This window comes from Marivivens donghaensis, assembly GCF_011806565.1.
Lineage (GTDB): Bacteria > Pseudomonadota > Alphaproteobacteria > Rhodobacterales > Rhodobacteraceae > Marivivens > Marivivens donghaensis_A.
On record NZ_JAATOP010000015.1, the window covers coordinates 15222 to 32835 of the forward strand.

The 17614-nt window shown below is 58.0% G+C and carries 15 protein-coding genes and 1 tRNA gene; 10 read left to right on the plus strand and 6 right to left on the minus strand.

The window, feature by feature from the left end; all coding sequences use genetic code 11:
* Positions 1-6 precede the first annotated feature (6 nt).
* Entirely contained in the window at positions 7-261 is a 255-nt protein-coding gene (locus HCZ30_RS15655; protein WP_167639252.1) for a DUF2312 domain-containing protein, read from the plus strand.
* 53 nt (positions 262-314) lie between these two features.
* Here the strand turns inward: HCZ30_RS15655 and HCZ30_RS15660 are convergent, their stop codons facing one another.
* Positions 315-1190, minus strand: coding sequence for a hypothetical protein (locus HCZ30_RS15660; protein WP_167639253.1), 876 nt, complete (start codon positions 1188-1190; stop codon positions 315-317).
* An 81-nt stretch (positions 1191-1271) separates the two neighbouring features.
* Here HCZ30_RS15660 and HCZ30_RS15665 point away from each other — a divergent pair, with 81 nt between their 5' ends.
* The 6 genes from HCZ30_RS15665 to HCZ30_RS15690 all read left to right on the plus strand — a co-directional run bounded on the left by HCZ30_RS15665 (position 1272) and on the right by HCZ30_RS15690 (position 8441).
* Positions 1272-2924 (plus strand): ABC transporter permease, encoded by a 1653-nt coding sequence (locus HCZ30_RS15665; protein ID WP_167639254.1) that lies wholly within the window; start codon positions 1272-1274, stop codon positions 2922-2924.
* A 76-nt stretch (positions 2925-3000) separates the two neighbouring features.
* Positions 3001-4005 carry a ligase-associated DNA damage response exonuclease gene (locus HCZ30_RS15670; RefSeq protein WP_167639288.1) on the plus strand — a complete coding sequence of 335 codons (1005 nt, stop codon included), beginning with the start codon at positions 3001-3003 and terminating at the stop codon, positions 4003-4005.
* Positions 4002-5570, plus strand: a complete 1569-nt coding sequence (locus HCZ30_RS15675) for a cisplatin damage response ATP-dependent DNA ligase (protein WP_167639255.1) — start codon at positions 4002-4004, stop codon at positions 5568-5570. Before HCZ30_RS15670 ends, HCZ30_RS15675 begins: the two co-directional genes overlap by 4 nt.
* 55 nt (positions 5571-5625) lie before the next feature.
* Positions 5626-5701 (plus strand) — tRNA-Thr (locus HCZ30_RS15680).
* A gap of 290 nt (positions 5702-5991) precedes the next feature.
* Positions 5992-7140 carry a tyrosine-type recombinase/integrase gene (locus tag HCZ30_RS16850; RefSeq protein WP_167639256.1) on the plus strand — a complete coding sequence of 383 codons (1149 nt, stop codon included), beginning with the start codon at positions 5992-5994 and terminating at the stop codon, positions 7138-7140.
* 320 nt (positions 7141-7460) lie between these two features.
* Entirely contained in the window at positions 7461-8441 is a 981-nt protein-coding gene (locus HCZ30_RS15690; RefSeq protein ID WP_167639257.1) for a P63C domain-containing protein, read from the plus strand.
* 39 nt (positions 8442-8480) lie between these two features.
* Here HCZ30_RS15690 and HCZ30_RS15695 read toward each other — a convergent pair whose 3' ends face one another.
* Complete coding sequence (locus HCZ30_RS15695) at positions 8481-9113, minus strand: recombinase family protein (protein WP_167639258.1); 633 nt, start codon at positions 9111-9113, stop codon at positions 8481-8483.
* 387 nt (positions 9114-9500) lie between these two features.
* Between HCZ30_RS15695 and HCZ30_RS15700 the strand changes: the two genes are divergently transcribed.
* A complete protein-coding gene (locus HCZ30_RS15700) occupies positions 9501-10112 on the plus strand; it encodes a hypothetical protein (RefSeq protein WP_167639259.1) in 612 nt (203 codons plus the stop codon).
* Here the strand turns inward: HCZ30_RS15700 and HCZ30_RS15705 are convergent.
* Positions 10076-10780, minus strand: coding sequence for a biosynthetic peptidoglycan transglycosylase (locus HCZ30_RS15705; RefSeq protein WP_167639260.1), 705 nt, complete (start codon positions 10778-10780; stop codon positions 10076-10078). The genes HCZ30_RS15700 and HCZ30_RS15705 overlap by 37 nt on opposite strands.
* Before the next feature lie 322 nt (positions 10781-11102).
* Between HCZ30_RS15705 and HCZ30_RS15710 the strand changes: the two genes are divergently transcribed.
* On the plus strand, positions 11103-11570 hold the full coding sequence (locus HCZ30_RS15710) for an NUDIX hydrolase (protein ID WP_167639261.1): 468 nt from the start codon (positions 11103-11105) through the stop codon (positions 11568-11570).
* Between the two features lie 1242 nt (positions 11571-12812).
* Here HCZ30_RS15710 and HCZ30_RS15715 read toward each other — a convergent pair.
* Genes HCZ30_RS15715 through HCZ30_RS15725 form a run of 3 tightly spaced genes read right to left on the minus strand, consistent with a single transcriptional unit; the run spans position 12813 to position 16346 of the window.
* Positions 12813-13754, minus strand: coding sequence for a substrate-binding domain-containing protein (locus HCZ30_RS15715; protein ID WP_167639262.1), 942 nt, complete (start codon positions 13752-13754; stop codon positions 12813-12815).
* Positions 13755-13808: 54 nt separating this feature from the next.
* Positions 13809-14813, minus strand: coding sequence for an ABC transporter permease (locus HCZ30_RS15720; protein WP_167639263.1), 1005 nt, complete (start codon positions 14811-14813; stop codon positions 13809-13811).
* Between the two features lie 12 nt (positions 14814-14825).
* On the minus strand, positions 14826-16346 hold the full coding sequence (locus HCZ30_RS15725) for a sugar ABC transporter ATP-binding protein (protein ID WP_167639264.1): 1521 nt from the start codon (positions 16344-16346) through the stop codon (positions 14826-14828).
* 144 nt (positions 16347-16490) lie between these two features.
* On the opposite strand from HCZ30_RS15725, the gene HCZ30_RS15730 reads away from it, so the two are divergent.
* Positions 16491-17528 (plus strand): LacI family DNA-binding transcriptional regulator, encoded by a 1038-nt coding sequence (locus HCZ30_RS15730; RefSeq protein ID WP_167639265.1) that lies wholly within the window; start codon positions 16491-16493, stop codon positions 17526-17528.
* The last annotated feature ends 86 nt before the right edge of the window (positions 17529-17614 follow it).

The following is a 17614-nucleotide window of genomic DNA, read 5'->3' on the forward strand; positions in this document are numbered from 1 at the left end:
ATCCGAATGTCCGATTCCGACGTGACCGGCGGTGTGGCCGCTCAAGAGCTGCGCTCCTTTATCGAGCGTATCGAGCGCCTCGAACAAGAGAAGAAGGACATCGCCGATCAGATCAAGGAAGTCATGGCCGAAGCCAAGGGCCGCGGCTACGATACCAAGGTGATGCGCAAGATCGTTTCGCTGCGTAAGCGCGATCAGGACGACATCGCAGAGGAAGAAGCGATCCTCGACATGTACAAGTCCGCGCTCGGCATGAGCTAAGGCTCGTCAGTCCAGAATAGCGAAAGGCCGGTGCGATGCGCCGGCCTTTTTCGTTAGATGTCGAGGAAGCGGATACCCGGCATCGATTTGATCTTGGCCACGTCCGCCTCGTAGTGCTGCGTGATGCGGTCCACGAGGTTCTGGTCCCAGCCTTCCAGCTCGAATTCATCGTAGATCGCGTCCTCCTTTGCGAACTTGTCGAGGAACGTGGAGATGATCCGCCGCTTGCGCGCCTCGGTCTGGGGCGGGTGGGCACGGATGTAAGCGAGGAAGCGCTTCATCCCGTCGAGCGTCATGACCTCTTGCAGCAGATCGAAGCCGCCGGAAATGCGGGTCATCGGATCGACGCCCGAAATTTCGCGGATCAATTGCGCCCAGAGCAGCGGAGTGTCCTCATTGCACCAGACAGTAATGTCGACATCGGCGGCCACGCTGTGCATCCGTTCGATCACGTCGGCCCAGCGCAACGTCTCCGGATCGCGTCCGTTCATGAACTTCAACAGGTCTGTCTGTTTGGATGCTGAATAGACGGCGGGAATGAAGGTCGCGGGATTGCGTATCGCGAAGAAGAACTGGATGCGGTCTTCGGGAAACAGTTGCCGCAGGATCGAGACCTTCTCGATCGCGGTCGAATAGAACTGCCCGTTTTCAAAAATCCGGTTAGGCACGCACAGAAAGTCGGGATTCGACAGCACGACACGGCGGCCCTCGTTTTCTTCGAGGATCGCGTCGAGCAAAATGTCGCGGGTGTCGGGCTTGGGCGGAGCGCTGACGCAGGCGTGCATCGTCTCGCGCAGAAGACGGCGGTACTTGTTGGGGAGCGGGGCGACAATTCCCTGTTCATTCAGTGCTTTGGAGTTTTTCAGAAGGCTCTTCAGCAGGCGTTCTTCGTCCGTGCAATTCGCACCGATGTGAAACGCAATATCCATAGTCCTGCCCGTCGTTTTGTTTGTAAGCCAATATAGGGGCTTTTCTGGACAGCGAAACAGCTTTCGGCTACCTCGCTGATTATGTCCGACCAGTCTACTCAGATTTTGTCCTCAGCGCGTCGCTTCCGTGTCGATCCTTGGTCGATTACGGCAATTCTGATCGCGGCGCTTATGGTCATGCCGATTATCGCGGTGATCTGGTTCGCCTTTCACCCGACCGATAACATCTGGCCGCACCTTCTGGCGACGACGCTGCCGCGCTACCTGACCAACACGCTGGTGCTCGCGCTGTCAGTCGGCGTGATGTGCGCGATGATCGGGGCAGGGGCCGCGTGGCTGGTCGTGATGTACGAATTTCCGGGGCGAAAATGGCTGCAATGGGCGCTGCTGATGCCGCTCGCCGTGCCCGCCTATGTGGGGGCTTATGCGCTCGTTGACCTGCTGGAATACGCGGGTCCGGTGCAGACGGCGCTCCGCGAAGTGTTCGGCTGGACGCGGCCCACCGACTACTGGTTCCCCGCCATCCGCACGCGCTGGGCGGCGATCGTGGTGCTGTCGTTTTCGTTCTACCCCTACGTCTACATCCTCGCCCGCGCAGCGTTCCGCGAACAGTCGGGCGCTGGCTACGAGGTTGCCCGCGCGCTGGGTGTCGGCCCCATTGGCCGCTTCGTCCGCGTTGGCCTGCCGCTGGCCCGCCCTGCGATTGCCGCTGGCTGCGCAGTCGCGATGATGGAGACGGTGAACGATTTTGGCACCGTGGACTATTTTGCCGTGCAGACCCTAACGACGGGCATTTTCTCGACGTGGCTGCAAGGCGCGAACCTCGGCGGTGCGGCGCAGATCGCGGCGCTGGTGCTCGGGATCGTAGTGTTCCTCGTGACGCTCGAAAAGGTGTCCCGCCGCAAGAGCCGTTTCTTCAGCTCCGCCCGTGGCCAGCGCCCTGTGAGCGCCGTGAAACTGCGCGGTCCTGTGGCGTGGCTGGCGATGATCGCGTGCCTGATCCCGCTGAGCGTGGGCTTCATCCTGCCCGTCACCGTGCTGACGAGCCACTCGCTTGTGGCCCGTGAATGGATGGCCCCTGGCCTGATGAAGGCGCTGTTTCACACCATCACCGTGGGCGGCATCGCCTCAGTTCTGACCGTCGCGGGCGGCGTGCTGATGGTCTACGGTGTGCGCCTGTCGGGCAAGCAGTTGCCGCGCCTTCTAATGCCTGTGACTGCTATCGGCTACGCCGCGCCGGGCGCTGTGCTCGGGATCGGTATCCTCGTGCCGCTCGCTGCGGTCGACAACACCGTGGCGGATACCGTTCTGAACATCACCGGCTATGATCCGGGCCTTCTGCTGACCGGCACCGCCGCCGCGCTGTGCATCGCATACGTGGTGCGTTTCTTCGGCATTGCCCAAGGCGCTGCCGACGCCGCGCTGGGCCGCGTTGCGCCGAGCCTTCCGATGGCCGCCCGTTCGCTCGGCCAGACAGCCGGAGGCGTCCTTGGCCGCGTTTACATGCCGCTGGTACGCGCCTCGATTGGCTCCACGCTGCTGCTCGTGTTCGTTGACTGTGTCAAGGAACTGCCCGCGACGCTGCTGCTGCGGCCCTTCAACTACAACACGCTCGCGACCCGCGTGCACGAGAAGGCCAGTCTCGAAGACCTGACCCAAGCTGCCCCTGCCGCGCTGGTCATCACTGCTGTCGGCCTGATCGCCGTGGCCTTCCTCGCCCGCGCTAACCGCTAGGACAGGTTTCGCATTCGGCGGAACGCGATCACAGTTTGCGGCGTTGGCCTAAGCCTGCCGCAAAGAAAGCCTCGTGATGCGTTTCGAAGACCTTCTGATCCCCAAGCCGGAGGGCCTCTATTGCCCGCCCGGGGATTTCTACATTGATCCGGTCAAGCCCGTGTCCCGCGCGCTCATCACTCACGGCCACGCCGATCACGCAAGGTCGGGCCACGCCGCGGTCATGGCATCGCAGCAAACGCTCGACATCATGGCGATCCGCTACGGCGAGGATTTTACGAAAACCCGCCAGACCGCGGAGGGGAGGACCACCGTCGGCGATGTCACAGTGTCATTCCACCCTGCGGGCCACGTCCTCGGCTCCTGCCAGATCGCGGTAGAGCAGGGCGGCACCCGCGCTGTCGTGTCCGGAGACTACAGCCGTGTCGCCAATCCCGCCTGCGCGCCCTTCGAACCTGTGGATTGCGATCTCTTCATCACCGAGGCCACCTTTGCGCTGCCCGTCTTCAACCATCCGCCGCCCAGTCAGGAAATCGGGCGGCTGCTGGATTCCGTTCGGGAGTTTCCCGAACGCGCCCACCTCGTCGGAGCCTACGCGCTGGGCAAGGCTCAGCGGGTGATCATGCTGCTGCGCGAGGCGGGATATGATGCGCCGATCTTCATCCACGGCGCGCTTCAACGGCTCTGCGATTATCACATCGAGCAGGGCATCCCGCTCGGCGATCTGCGCCCTGCGACGATGGACAAGGCCGAGGCAAAGAAGCTCCGCGAGGCTGTCGTCATCGCGCCGCCCTCCGCTTTTGCCAGCCCTTGGGTGCAGCGGTTCGCCGATCCCGTCATCAGTTTCGCGTCCGGCTGGATGCAAATCCGCGCCCGTGCCCGCCAACGCGGGGTAGAGCTGCCGCTGATCGTTTCGGACCACGTAGACTGGCCTGACCTGACGCGGACGCTCGAAGAACTCAATCCCGAGGAATTCTGGATCACCCACGGGCGCGATGATGCCCTAATGCGCTGGGCGGACCTCACGCAGCGCAAGGCGCGTCCGCTCCATCTGGTGGGATACGAGGAGGAGGGCGAATGAAAGCCTTTGCAGAACTCCTCACCCGCCTTGCGTTCTCGCCGGGCCGCAACGCCAAGCTCGCCCACCTCGCGCATTATTTCCGCGATGTGCCCGACCCCGAACGGGGCTACGCGCTGGCCGCTTTGACCGGCAACCTCGACATGGGGACGGCCAAGCCCGCGTTGGTGCGCGGCCTCGTGGCCGACCGTGTCGATGCCGAACTGTTCGCCATGTCCTACGATTACGTCGGCGACCTTGCCGAGACGGTCGCGCTAATCTGGCCGACTAGGCAAGACCCCCGCGACATCGGCCTCAGCGAGGTCGTGGAGGCACTCACGGGCAGCGGCAAGGTCGAGGCCGCGCGCCTCATTGCAGGATGGCTGGACGCATTGGAAGCGTCGGAACGCTACGCCCTGATCAAGCTTGTCACGGGCTCCATGCGCGTCGGCGTATCGACCCGCATGGCCCTCACCGCGCTCGCCAGCAACGGCACCGTCCCGATTGAGGAAATCGAGGAGCTATGGACCGGCTTCGTCCCGCCATACCTAGACCTTTTCGCGTGGGTCGAAGGCGGCCCGAAACCCGAAGTGCTCGCCCGCGCGCCGTTCCGCCCTGTGATGCTCTCCACGCCCACGAACGAAGACGAACTCGCCGCCCGCGATCCGTCCGAATACGCCGCCGAGTGGAAATGGGACGGCATCCGCATTCAGGCCGCCTGCGAGGGCGGTGCAGCGCGGCTCTACACCCGCACGGGCGAGGATATTTCGCACAGTTTCCCTGATCTCGTGGAGCGGATGCAGTTCACTGGCACCCTCGACGGTGAACTGCTGGTGCGCCGCGATGATGTTGTGGCCCCCTTCGGCGATCTGCAAAAACGCCTTGGCCGCAAATCACCGGGCAAGGCGCTATTGAATAGCCACCCCGCTGCCCTGCGCCTTTATGACGTGCTGATGTGGGAGGGCAAGGATCTGCGCGGCCAGCCCTTCGACGCCCGCCGCGCCGCACTGGAAAACGCCGTCGCGCAGATGAACGAGCCGCGCTTCGATGCCTCACCGTTGCTGGAGTTTGCGACGTGGGACGACCTCGCCGCGCTCCGCGCCAATCCGCCCGATCCCGTTATCGAAGGCGTCATGCTCAAACGCCGCGACAGCGTCTATCAGGCGGGCCGCCCCCGCGGTCCTTGGTTTAAATGGAAGCGCGATGCGATGACCGTCGACGCCGTGCTGATGTACGCCCAGCGCGGCCACGGCAAGCGCTCCGGTTTCTACTCGGATTTCACCTTCGGCCTCTGGGATGGAGAGATGCTGGTACCCGTCGGCAAGGCGTATTCCGGCTTCACCGACGAGGAGCTCCTCCGCCTAGACCGTTTTGTGCGCAACAACACGACCGAGCGCTTCGGCCCCGTGCGGAGCCTTGCCCCCAAGCTCGCCGTAGAAGTCGCTTTTGAGGGCCTGAACCGATCCACCCGCCACAAATCCGGCGTCGCCATGCGCTTCCCTCGTATCGCGCGTATCCGCTGGGACAAACCTGTCGAAGAGGCCGATGTCCTCGACACACTCAAAGCACTTTTGCCGCCCGAGACCTGAACCACGAAAAACCCACTTTACAGCCCCAGCGCGACACACTAGGAAGCGGCGCAGTGCCTCTATAGCTCAGCTGGTAGAGCGTCTGATTTGTAATCAGAGGGTCGGGAGTTCGAGTCTCTCTGGGGGCACCATTTACACCTTCTCAGGTGGCTTTTTCTCAACATTCTAAGGCCTTTCGTGGTTGTTCCGGGACACAAATCGGGACACATTCGGGACACTTTGAATGGCTTTGATACTAAGAATGAAATACGTAGGCACACTGAGCGGTGGTCGTAAACGGTTCCGCAGGCGTTTCCCTAACGACGTAATTAAGGTGCTCGGAAGGGAATACTTCCAAGTCGCAATGAAGGCGCGAGACGGGGCGGACTTCCACACGGAGTACGCAAAGCTCTTAGGTTAATACGATGAGGTCTGCCGTCGAGTGCTTCGAACGACAGAGGACGAGCAGAACGTACCGCCTCTAAAGCGCTGGGCCGAACTTCAGGAACAAGCCGCTGAGTTGCTCGCGGGGGTGCATGGCGCTCGTGATGAGGATGAAGCCCGAACGATACTCGCTGACGATCTTGAAGCGAGAAATGCTGACACGGCTCTCTACTCGGCAGTTCAAGGTCCTAGCAACAGACCAGATGTGACGCTGCTCGACGTCAAAGAATTGTACCGACAGGAGCGTGTCCACGACGACACCAAAGATCATCAGAGGCTTGATCGTATCTTCGCTCGTATTGAGAAGGCGATAGGGCCTTTGAGTGCGGTTAAGCTCAAAGAACTAAAGCGCGAACACGCTCGAACGACACGAGACTACTACCTGACGATGAAGAAGAAGAACGGTGAGTTCTTGGCGGTCAACTCCATCAAGCGTGAGTTTAAGACCATCAATGCCGCGATCAATCTGGCGCTCGTTGAAGATGACCTCAAGGGGAAGGTCGCCAATCCGTTCGAGCATTTGGTTGTAGTAAGGCAGGGCGATACTGAGGTGGCCGAACACGAACAGCGTGACCCTCTTCCGAAGGATGTCATCCTTTCTATGCGGATACATATGGAGAGAAAGGTCAAGATACCTGAGTTGCGCCTAATCTGGACCCTCCTCGAGGGCACGGGGTGCCGCGTGTCGGAGGTCGTAGGTCTTCGGGTCGAAGATGTGGTCTTAGAGGGAGCTTACCCTCATCTACGGGTTGTCTCGCATGATGGCCGCCGCTTGAAAACCAAGGTGTCCAACCGCTTGGTTCCCCTTGTTGGCGAAACTCTAAAGGCCGCTCAAGAGGCCGTCGTCCTTGCCGGTGGCGCAGCTAATTTGTTTGAACGCTACGCTGCCGATGGCAAATCTACTGCGGTCTCAAAAGCTCTGATGAATTACCTCCGCAACTACACCAAAGACCCGAAGCACGTAGTCTATTCACTGCGGCACAACATGAAGGACTACTTGCAAAGCGCAGGGGTGCCTGAGCGCGACGAGCACCGCATTCTGGGCCATTCAGAGGCCAATATGGGTGATAGGGTATATGGTGGTGGAGAGGCCCGTCTAAGGGCCGCCTACGAGGCTATGCAAAAAGCTCACGCTTGGATGCCTTAGAGCAAGACAACATGCTCGCACTCTGTTTTAACAGATTGGCATCCACCTGCGGGCATGGCTCTGATTTTCAGACGTTTGGTCGAGTTTGAAAACGGCGGTGCCGTCAATCTTGCGCACATTGATTGCGAATAACAGGCATCTGTTTGGCTAGCTATTTTCCGCTTAAGTGCATGATTTTAAATTACTAACGGAGATCTAGCTGCGGGGTGGGGCGATTGACCCACCCAATTGAATAGATACGAACCATCTGTCGCGACACCTACTTCGGACCGCGACAGGTCGCTCGGGTCTTCTTTCCTCAAGCAGCGAGAAATCTCACAATGAAAAATCACCTACACAATGCCCGTGGGCAAACGACACCTCGTGCCTACAACACCGCACCCACTTCTCACCTTCACCCAAAGCATCAAAGCCACGTTGAAGTGGCTATCCGAAGCGGAAGCTTCTCTATTGGGGAACACCTTATTGATTGTTCTGTCCTTCCTAACGGTACGCGAGTGCTATCCGAGCGTTCGGTGCATCGGCTATTTCGTAGCAAGCGCGGTGGGGCGCACTACCAACGAAAAAAGAAGAATGAGGATGGCGCCTTTTTGCCCTCATATCTTTCCCCTAACAACCTTTATCCCTATATAAACAACGACTTACTGGTGGCGCTGAAACAGCCAATTTCCTATCGACAGGTTGTTGGTGGGAAATCAGCAAACGGCCTAAACGCCGAGATGCTTCCCGACATTTGTAGTGTCTACCTAAGGGCGCGGCGCGCTGGGCGCATCCACTCCAAACAAGTGCATTTTGCAAACCAAGCGGAATTGCTTCTAGAGGCCTTCGCAAAGACTGGCATTATCGCGCTCGTTGACGAGGCAACAGGCTATGAGAAGGTTCGGCCAGAGAGGGCGCTGCAAGGTAAGTTCTCAAAATATCTCACAAGGGAGATGCAGCCATGGCAAAAGACCTTTCCTGATGAGTTTTTCGCGGAGTTAGATCGTTTGCATGGCATGCGGACGACTGCGGGCAATCGCCCCGTCTGCTATGCGGCCTTCATCAATCGAACTGTATATGACTGTCTCGGAGATGGTGGGCTGCGTTGTCAGATCGAGAAGTTCAATTTCACGCCGAGCGGCAATAGGCGGGGTCGTTCACATCAGTGGTTGTCCCAAGAGGGGCGTTTTCTCTTGATTGAGCAGATACAGAAAGTTCTCGAACTCATGACGGCTTGTCGCAATATCAAACACTTCAATCAAACTTTTGAGCGGCGTCGCAGAGCGGTTCGAGAGCCATACCTCTTCGACTTTATGAACTAGAGAGCCGTGAAATAGAGCTTGTAGTAAGGCCCGTTTAGCTCACCTCCACACCTCCAACGCCGCCTCTGCCTTCGCCGGGTCGTCCTTAATCCGCAGGACGGCCTGACGGGAGAGACCCGTGGCTTTGGAGATGGAGGAGGTGCCAGCGCCTTGGCAGAGCATCTCCATTACCACCGATAGCTGCTCACGGTCATAGCTCGGTTTGCGTCCACGGTAACTCTGAGGGTCACGCTCACGGGCAGCCGCTATGCCAGCCTTCTGCGCCTCCTTCGTGGCTTCTGCCTGCGCCTGTGCCGTGGCAGCCATGAAGGCAATGAGAGCGTCCCTCACGGCCTCCTGCATGGGGTCTGTGGTGGCTCCGTCGAAGGTGAGGTTGTTGATCACCGTGCGGATGATGACGCCTCGACGCATGAACTCCCTGATGGTGTCCGTCACGTCCTGATAGTTACGCCCCAGACGGTCCACCCAGCGGACCACGAGCGTGTCACCTCTGCGGAGCATGTCGAACAGCCTACGGCCTTCTTCGCGCTCTCTGAGCGTCGTGGTGACGCCTGAGGTGCCGTGGTCGGCCACCACCTCCTCAATGACAAACCCTGCGGCCTCTGCCTGAGATTTCTGGTGATCGAGGGTCTGCTCCGTGGTGGAGACGCGGGCATAGAGAATAGTGGTCATGGTGCTGTCCAGAAGTGTCCGTAAAGGTTACGACCGCTAGATTGACTGTCCGTTGATGAAAGTCAACTCTTACGGACACACTTTCGGACAGTCTTCGGGGGTGACCGTTACGGTATACCCTTACGGACAAAACGAACAGATCGCGCTAGGGCTGGTCTGCTAAGGGCGCCTCAACTCAAAATTGCTCTGAGATGGGTGTCGGACAAGTTCGCCAGAGAGATAAGCAAGTTAAGGACACGGCAGTCTTCGTTGACGAAAAGTCGACAGTTGTGCAATTTATATTTCTAGCGCTTGGCACAGGCCACCGTGCATGATGCAATATCATCAATATTGTACGCCTCGGAGCGAAGTAGAGAGAAATCTGAACATATATATGAGGCCGGAAAAATGTTTCCACAATCCGTTCTAATAGGCCTAGTAGTAGCGTTTGTTGGCTACTTTCTCCAACAGAGATCGTGGGGGCACAACAAGCGAGAAGAGGTCCGTCAGAGGGAATTTGAGGCGTGCACCAAGACTGTAGAAGAATTAGCACGTGCTGTTGATAAGAGAATTCAAGCTACTGCTGAATTTGTCCGAGAAGTGGATATCGGCCAAGTGAGTGACGATGCACTGGAGCGATATAAGGTCAGCGTCAGAGAGTGGATGCACGATTTCTCATACTTTAAGTCGCGAATTTTTCACTATTTTGGCCATAGCAAAATGGTGGATTTCGAACTCAAAGTTCACTCTAGCATACAATCGGTGGGCGCCATCGCTCTTAGAACAAAGAAGCTTGGGAAAGATAATTTAAGTGCGGCGCACAAACTAGAGCAAGAAGACGCGCAGAGAAAGCTGCACGTCGCACGCTTTGTTGCCTACGAGTTTATTGCTGCACTTGATGAGATGACGGCCAATGAGCAAACATCAAGAGTTTCTTTATATGACAACGTTGACGCTGGACAACTCGACATGATTTCAAGGGTCTATCTCGTTAAGAGGCTTTTGAATCTAAAGCCATAAGCTCGTTGTGCTATTTTGAAGCGAAACTTTATTCGACCGGCCCAGCGCGGCGCAACGTTTTCCGAAAAATCAATCAAGTCATCTGGATCGAGCAAGGGATAAATGGCCGCGTTACGGTAGCTGTGATAGACTTCTTTAGGGAACGGGAGCGGGAAAAGGCTCGCAATAAAGGCGGCTTGTTTCTTGTTTAAATCACAAGCTCTCAAATCAAAAATATTTTTTGATGCGACCTCGCAGCCCTGCATCCGATATCCGAGATATGCATTATGAATATAGTAATCGAATATTTCTCTCTTGGAGAGGTGGAGGTTTAGGATAAAGCCTAAGAATATCTCACGCAGCTTACGTGTGATCGACCTTTCGTGTCGCTTCGTAGCAATTCTGACCACTTGCTGCTCTATTGTGCTTATGCCATTTATTTTTCCTCGACGAAGCAACCGAATAAGTGCGCGAGGAATGGACCGCACCTCAAACCCTTTGTGATGATAGAATCTTCGATCTTCCAAATAGAGTATAGCTACTTCTATGTTTGAAGTGGCGTCTGATTTGAGCGGCAAGGAATGACCGAAGAGATGGCCAAATTCGCTGTTGAGCTCGACGGCGCGATTAATATTGTCCAGCTCTCTATTTAGAGAAAGAAGCGACTTCTTTAAACCAAGCTGGATCATCGGTTTGTGAATTCTGGCAAAAGGAATACGCAAGATACTGAACCTTTGAAATCATCCAAGGGTTGTTTATCACTAAGCTCGGGTCCGGCCAACCGCTAAGCCATTAAGGGCGGGTGCAAGTTCATGTAGAGGTTTGGCCAACTAACGGATGTGATTTGTACCTTTGAAGCCCTAGTCACGTAAGGTGGGGAGGGGGGGGATAGCAGCTTAAGCTATATCTAATATCGGCCTGACAGATGCGTGCGGTAAAACAATCAGCACCTCTCACGGGCAATACGCGTATCCCCTTGTCGGCACCGCAACACGCCCCTAGCGTGCCCATATGACGACTTGGCGACCCGCACCCCGCATCCGGTTCAAAGCTCTCGGCCTTCACTGGCGGGAGGGCAAGCTGCTCGCGAGCGAAGTCCCAGATGATGAAGGCAACGTCACAGGCGTTCGCCCTTTAGGTGGGGCTGTCGAGTTCGGAGAGACGGCGGAGGAGGCCGTCGTGCGGGAGTTCCGTGAGGAGCTGGACGTCGAGGTGAAGACCCACGGCCCAGCGCTCTATTTGGAGAACATCTACACACACGAGGGCAGCCTCGGCCACGAAATGATAGCCTTGTTCAACGTCACCTTCACGGACACCGCCTTCGCTGGAGAGACCCGGATTGAGTTCCAAGAGAGCGATGGAAGCTCATGCTTCGCTGAATGGTTCGATCTAGAGGAGCTCGACCTCCTCGACGGCCCCCGTCTCTATCCTAATGGGCTCAAGGCTTTATTAGCGGGTCGCCCTAAGCGGGAAAGTTAATGGCAGCCTTGGAGTGACGAACCCTTAGGAGATGTAAGAGGTGTTCAACTCCTTCATCATCTGGGTCAGCAGCACCTCTTAGGGGTCTAGATAATGGGAGAAGGAGGAGGAGGTCGGCCTCTAACGGGAACCGCTAACATACACCGTTATGTATAACCTTAGCGGGGAGGGCGTATTCAATTGGGTGGGATTATCCCAAGCCACGGAAATAAAACACTTTTTTGAGGGTGTTTAAAATGAGTCTCAAACCGACAAAAAAACCAAGCATGGAGCCTCTAAGTGGCCCTCAGAGCGCCCTTAAAGGAGCAGCGTTGCTTGGGTGTATGGTTGGGTAGTGAGTGAGCGGCGGCGCATCCAGCCGCTACCAAGCGCTATAAGCGAACCGCACTAGCGAGACCGTTAGAGATATCTTTGGCGGGTGGCATGAGAGAGGACTACGAAGAGGTGGTCTCCACCTTCGCTGGCACCCTCACTAACACCTCTACTTTGCTTCTCTTTAGAGGGAGGAGGTGGAGGAGATGTACCCTCTAGCTGTACCCTCTCACGGGAACCTCTAACTACACCTCTTCTATATAACCTTTTTTCTATCTAGATCATAAGCGTGGGAAATTCCCAAGCCTTTGAAATAAATGCATATTTTTCTATGCAAAAACAGGTCAAAAACCCCCCTCCTAACTTGCAAAAAAAAATCGCCAAGCAAGTAGCCTCTAAGAGGCCCGCTTGAGGCCCGCTTGAGGCCCGCTTGAGACCCGCAGAGGGGTATCTGTGCTTGCTGTGGGTCGGGCAATAGAAGGCCCTTGCGGCTTCTCAGGGTAGGCTTTGAGAGTCTCTGTTAGCGTCTCATGCCTTAGAGGTCACTTAGGTGAGATGTCTGACCCAGACTATCGGCTCCAACTCATTGCCAGATGCGAGCCAAAGCTCCTATTGCGCTTGTATTAGTCAAGCCAATATGGGACACAAATCGGGCACAAGTTGGGACACACGTTTAGCGCTCAGAAGTTGTAAGTATATGATTTTAAATAATTATATGCGATGAAAAGTTGGACCCGTCACCCTCTGGGGGCACCATAAATCACTCAAAAATTACAGATTTTTAGGTTGTGCCATTTACTTCGTGTGATTTTACTCGAAGGTGCGGGTGGCATTGACCTGTCGGAACACCTCCACATTCTGTAATTTCGACCGCCAAACAAAAAGCCCGCCCGGATGTCTCCGGACGGGCCTTGTTTGTAACGGCACCGATTAGAACGGGCTGTCGGGGAAGTAGTATTCCTCGGCGTTCTCGGGGGTCACGAGCGTTGCGTCGATGGTGTAGACACCGGCGACCGGCAGCTGGCCCATGAGGCCCGCAACAGTCATCTCGATCGCGGTGCCGACCATCGCCGGCGGATAAAGCACGTCGACCGGCATCATCGGATCGCCGTCCATGACCATCTTGATCATGTCTTTCGAGCCGGCGCCGCCGATGACGTACTGGATGTCGTCACGCTGCGACTGTTCGATGGCTTGCAGAACACCAACCGCCATGTCGTCGTCCTGACACCAGACCACGTCAATGTCGTCGAACTTGGTCAGGTAGTCCTGCATGACGCGGAAGGCATCGTCGCGGTTCCAGTTGCCGAATTGACGGTCGAGGACTTCGACGTTCGAGCCTTCGATACCAGCGTCAAAGCCGTCCTGACGCTCTTGGTCGATCGGGATCGGCATGCCGCGGATCACGACGACTTTGGCGTCGGGGTTGTTTTCAGCGATGTACTCGCCAGCCGCTTCGCCGAGGCCGTAGTTGTTGCCCGCGACGTAGAGGTCACGCACGCTGTCGTCGTTGTTCGACGGTGCGCGGTCGACGAGCGCGACAAAGGTGCCCTTCGATTTGACTTCCATGATCGCGTTGACGAGCGCGTCGGGGTCGGTCGGCAGGATCACCAGCGCGTCGATGCCCTGAATCTCGAGATCCTGAAGCGCATTGGCTTGGCTTGCCGGATCGGGCGAAGTTTTGACGATGACTTCGACGTCGTCATAGGAGCCCATGACTTCTTCGGCGATCCGGTTGGCGTGGAAGACCACGCCCGAAGTCCAACCGTGGTCGGCGGCGGGGATCGACACGCCAATGGTGAGGTCAGCTGCAAAAGCCGTGCTGACGAAGGATGCACTGGCAAGCAGGGCTCCGAAAATTGTCTTACGCATTAAGTTCACTCCCTTGAAATTGGGCGTTTTATGACCGACGCCCATACGGTCTCTTCAGGCCCTACGGGTCAGCGAACGCTGAACCAGCATGGCAAGGATGATGATCGTCCCTTGGATGGCGAGGAGGAGGTATTCGGAGATGAAGTTGGACAGCAGCATGATGTTGCCCACCAGTTCGAGGATGAATGCGCCCGCAATCGAACCCCAAACGCGGCCCGAACCGCCCTTGAGAGCCGTGCCGCCGATGACCACGGCGGTGATCGCCTGAAGCTCCCACATCGTGCCCGTGGTGGAGGAGGTGGAGCCGAGGCGCGGCACATAGAGGATCACGGCGACAGCAACCGTCAGACCTTGGATCATGAAGGCATAGAGGCGCACGCGGCTGACATTGATGCCCGAATGGCGCGCAACTTCACGGTTGGAGCCGACAGCGACCACGTGACGGCCAAACCGCGTGCGGTACATCAGCAGCGAGCCGAGCAGCGCCACGGCGAGGGTGATCAGGATCGGCCACGGCACGCCGAAGAAGCGGCCAAAGTAGACCTCGCGATAGAGCGCCTGCTGCTCCTGCGCTTGCAACGTGATCGCGCCGCCTTGGGACAGCCACGTGGTCAGGCCGCGGAAAATGCCCATGGTTCCGAGGGTTACGATGAACGGCTCAAGCTGGCCTTTCGTCGTCAGTACCCCGTTGAACAGCCCGCAGAGCGCCCCCAGCGCCATGGCCAGCAGGACAGCGGTGAGAACCATCATCAGCGGGCTCGCGAAGACCTGCGTGTTCATGAACAGGATCATGACGGAGGCGACAAAGGCCACCATCGAGCCGACAGACAGGTCGAGGTCGCCGGACGAGATGACGAAGGTCGCGCCGACCGCAATTGTCGCGATGAACGCGCAACGGGTCGCCACGTTGGCAAGGTTATCGAGGCCAACGAAGCGCGGATTCACCATCGCGCCCGCGATGATCAGAACGATCAGCGCGATGAAGGGCGCAACGGCGCGCATGTCGACTGACGACAACGTGCGGCGGATGGAGGTGAGGGGGCTGGTCTGGGTGCTCATCTATGGTCTCCGTCAGGCCGCGACGCGAAGGCCGGAGGCCAGTCGCATGATGTTGTTTTCCTGAATGCCGTCGCCGGTCAGCATTCCCATGATCCGCCCCTCACGCATTACCGCGACGCGGGTGGAGAGGCCGATGATCTCGGGCATTTCGGACGAGACGACGATCACGGCATGGCCTTCGCGGGCCAGTACGGACAGGAACTGGTAAATCTGTTGCTTGGTGCCAACGTCGATGCCGCGTGTCGGCTCGTCGACGATCAGAATGCCCGGTGCGAGCTCCATGATCTTGGCGAGCAGGAGCTTCTGCTGGTTGCCGCCGGACATCTGCGACACCATCACACGCGGATCACGGACACGGATGTCGAAACGGCGGTTCGCGCGTTTGAGCGCCTTCGCCTCCGACGTGCCGGAGATCATCCCCCAGCGTTCATGCAGGTCGAGCGTCTGGAGCGTCAGGTTCGGGCGGATGCGTTCGCCGACCAACAGCCCGCGACCCTTGCGGTCCTTGGTCATATAGGCCACGCCCGCTTCGCGCGTCGCCGCCATATTGGCCGAGGGCAGGGGCGTTCCGTTCACGGTCACACTGCCGGAGTGGTATTTACGAAGGCCCGCAATCGCCTCCATCAACTCGGTGCGTCCCGAGCCGATCAGGCCGGAAAAGCCGAGGATTTCACCCCTTTGCAGCGTAAAGCTCGCGTCTTTGACAAAGCCGGTGGAAAGGTTCTCGACAGTCAGCACCTCTTCGGCATCGACATCGGGTTCGTGCTTCACCGGATAGAGGTCCGACAACTCGCGGCCCACCATCAACTGCGCGATGCGGTCGGCGGTTAGATTGCGGGTCAGGTCCGTCTTGATCCACTGCCCATCGCGCAGAACCGTCACGCGGTCGCTGAGGGCCATGACCTCGCCCAGCTTGTGGGACACGAAAACAAAGCTGGTCCCTTCGGCGCGCAGACGGCGCACCTGAGCGAATAGGCGGTCGGTTTCGCCTTCGGACAGCACCGCGGTCGGCTCGTCCATGAAAACGACACGGGCGTTGCGGCTGATGGCTTTTGCGATCTCGACCATCTGCTTATCGGCAAGGCTGAGGTCGCTGATCAGCGCGTCCACATGAATGTCGGTGCCAAGCTCGTCCAGCGCGTCGCGGGCTACCTTGCGCATAGCGGGGCGGTCGAGGAAGCCGAACTTCGTGATCTCGCGGCCCAGAAACAGGCTCTCGGTCACGGTTAGATGTTCGGCGAGATTTAGTTCCTGATGGATCAGCGCAATACCGAGCCGTTCCGAGTGGCCATTGCCAGGCAGGTTGACAGCGTTGCCGTCCAGCAGGATCTGACCTGCGGTAGGTTGCTCAAATCCCGACAGGATTTTGACCAGCGTGGACTTGCCCGCGCCATTCTCGCCCATGAGGGCATGAACCTCGCCGGGGAGTATTTCCAGATCGACACTGAAAAGTACCGGCACTTCACCGAATGACTTAGACACCCCCCGCGCTGCCAAAATCGGCACCGGGCCCTGATCTCCGATCGCGGACATCACAGTATTCCTATTTCCTCTTCCCTAGCGCCTTGTGTAAACCTTTTCATAGTTTGTGTAAAGCTTTTCATCGTGGCGTTGGGGGCGCTATTCTGGCAGTGAACGCCGGGCCGCTCAGGCGGAACGGGCAAGGAGTATGGGGACTTGGCAGCTAAGCCTACGGCGACAATCGAGGACGTGGCCCGTATCGCGGGCGTCTCCATCGCAACGGTCAGTCGTGCCGTCCACAACCCTGAAAAGGTGGCCAAAGCCACGCGCAAGAAGGTCAACGAAGCCATCCTCGTGACCGGCTACACGACCAACGCCATGGCGCGCAGCCTGCGGATGGGGCGGACCAATATCATCCTCGTCCTTGCGCCCGATATAGGCGATCCGAATTTCACGACAACACTTATCGGGATCGAGAATGAGGCCCGCGCACGCGGCCATGCGATTCTCATCGGGCATACCCAGAACGACCCCGAACGCAGCCTTGACTACCTGCGCTATGTCGCCTCGCACAAACTGGCGGGGATGATCCTGTTCACGGGCCGCCTGCCGTTCGAAAGCCTCGAAGGCATCAGCCTGCCGCCCGTCGTGTCCGCGTTCGAGCCTGCGGGCGACAATAGTTTTACCTACGTCGGCGTCGATGATCGGGCAGGGGGCCGCAAAGCGGCAGAGCACCTCTTGGCCGCCGGTCATCGCCGCGTTGCATTCGTCGGCGATACGCTGTCCCGCATGTCCTACCGCCGCCGCCGCGAAGGTTTCGATCAAGCGATGGACGCAGCGCGCATCCCCGAAAGCGACCGCGTCATTGTTCCAGGAGATGGCTCGCTCGAAAGCGGGCGTCACGCGGTCGAACTGCTGTTCATCCGCGATGATGTGCCGTCCGCGTTCATGTGCGTGAACGATATTACCGCGATTGGCGTGATGAACGGCCTTGCCGCGCGCGGCTACACGATCCCTCAGGACTTTTCCGTGATCGGTTTTGACGATGTGCCGCAAGCGACATTTATCTCGCCGCCGCTGACGACGATCCGCCAGCCGCGCAACCTCATCGGACGCACCGCGATTGTCCGTTTGTTGGCGATGATCGAGGGCGAAGCGGGCGACGCGCCTGCCGAAGAAGAGCTTATCATGCCCGACCTGATCCTGCGTGGGTCAGTGACTTCCCCCGGTCCCATCGGGCGGCCCAATTCGTAGGCAGAGCGGGACGATTTCGGAAACGAATGGACTCCATCAAATATTCTGATTTTGCGTTCGCGGCATCCTGTGCGACGGTCTGCGCA

What these genes read in the sequence shown, in the direction of transcription:
- HCZ30_RS15655 (WP_167639252.1), top strand. Translation starts at nt 7, where the DNA reads ATGTCCGATTCCGACGTGACCGGCGGTGTGGCCGCTCAAGAGCTGCGC.
- HCZ30_RS15660 (WP_167639253.1), bottom strand. Translation starts at nt 1,190, where the DNA reads ATGGATATTGCGTTTCACATCGGTGCGAATTGCACGGACGAAGAACGC.
- HCZ30_RS15665 (WP_167639254.1), top strand. Translation starts at nt 1,272, where the DNA reads ATGTCCGACCAGTCTACTCAGATTTTGTCCTCAGCGCGTCGCTTCCGT.
- HCZ30_RS15670 (WP_167639288.1), top strand. Translation starts at nt 3,001, where the DNA reads ATGCGTTTCGAAGACCTTCTGATCCCCAAGCCGGAGGGCCTCTATTGC.
- HCZ30_RS15675 (WP_167639255.1), top strand. Translation starts at nt 4,002, where the DNA reads ATGAAAGCCTTTGCAGAACTCCTCACCCGCCTTGCGTTCTCGCCGGGC.
- HCZ30_RS15690 (WP_167639257.1), top strand. Translation starts at nt 7,461, where the DNA reads ATGAAAAATCACCTACACAATGCCCGTGGGCAAACGACACCTCGTGCC.
- HCZ30_RS15695 (WP_167639258.1), bottom strand. Translation starts at nt 9,113, where the DNA reads ATGACCACTATTCTCTATGCCCGCGTCTCCACCACGGAGCAGACCCTC.
- HCZ30_RS15700 (WP_167639259.1), top strand. Translation starts at nt 9,501, where the DNA reads ATGTTTCCACAATCCGTTCTAATAGGCCTAGTAGTAGCGTTTGTTGGC.
- HCZ30_RS15705 (WP_167639260.1), bottom strand. Translation starts at nt 10,780, where the DNA reads ATGATCCAGCTTGGTTTAAAGAAGTCGCTTCTTTCTCTAAATAGAGAG.
- HCZ30_RS15710 (WP_167639261.1), top strand. Translation starts at nt 11,103, where the DNA reads ATGACGACTTGGCGACCCGCACCCCGCATCCGGTTCAAAGCTCTCGGC.
- HCZ30_RS15715 (WP_167639262.1), bottom strand. Translation starts at nt 13,754, where the DNA reads ATGCGTAAGACAATTTTCGGAGCCCTGCTTGCCAGTGCATCCTTCGTC.
- HCZ30_RS15720 (WP_167639263.1), bottom strand. Translation starts at nt 14,813, where the DNA reads ATGAGCACCCAGACCAGCCCCCTCACCTCCATCCGCCGCACGTTGTCG.
- HCZ30_RS15725 (WP_167639264.1), bottom strand. Translation starts at nt 16,346, where the DNA reads ATGTCCGCGATCGGAGATCAGGGCCCGGTGCCGATTTTGGCAGCGCGG.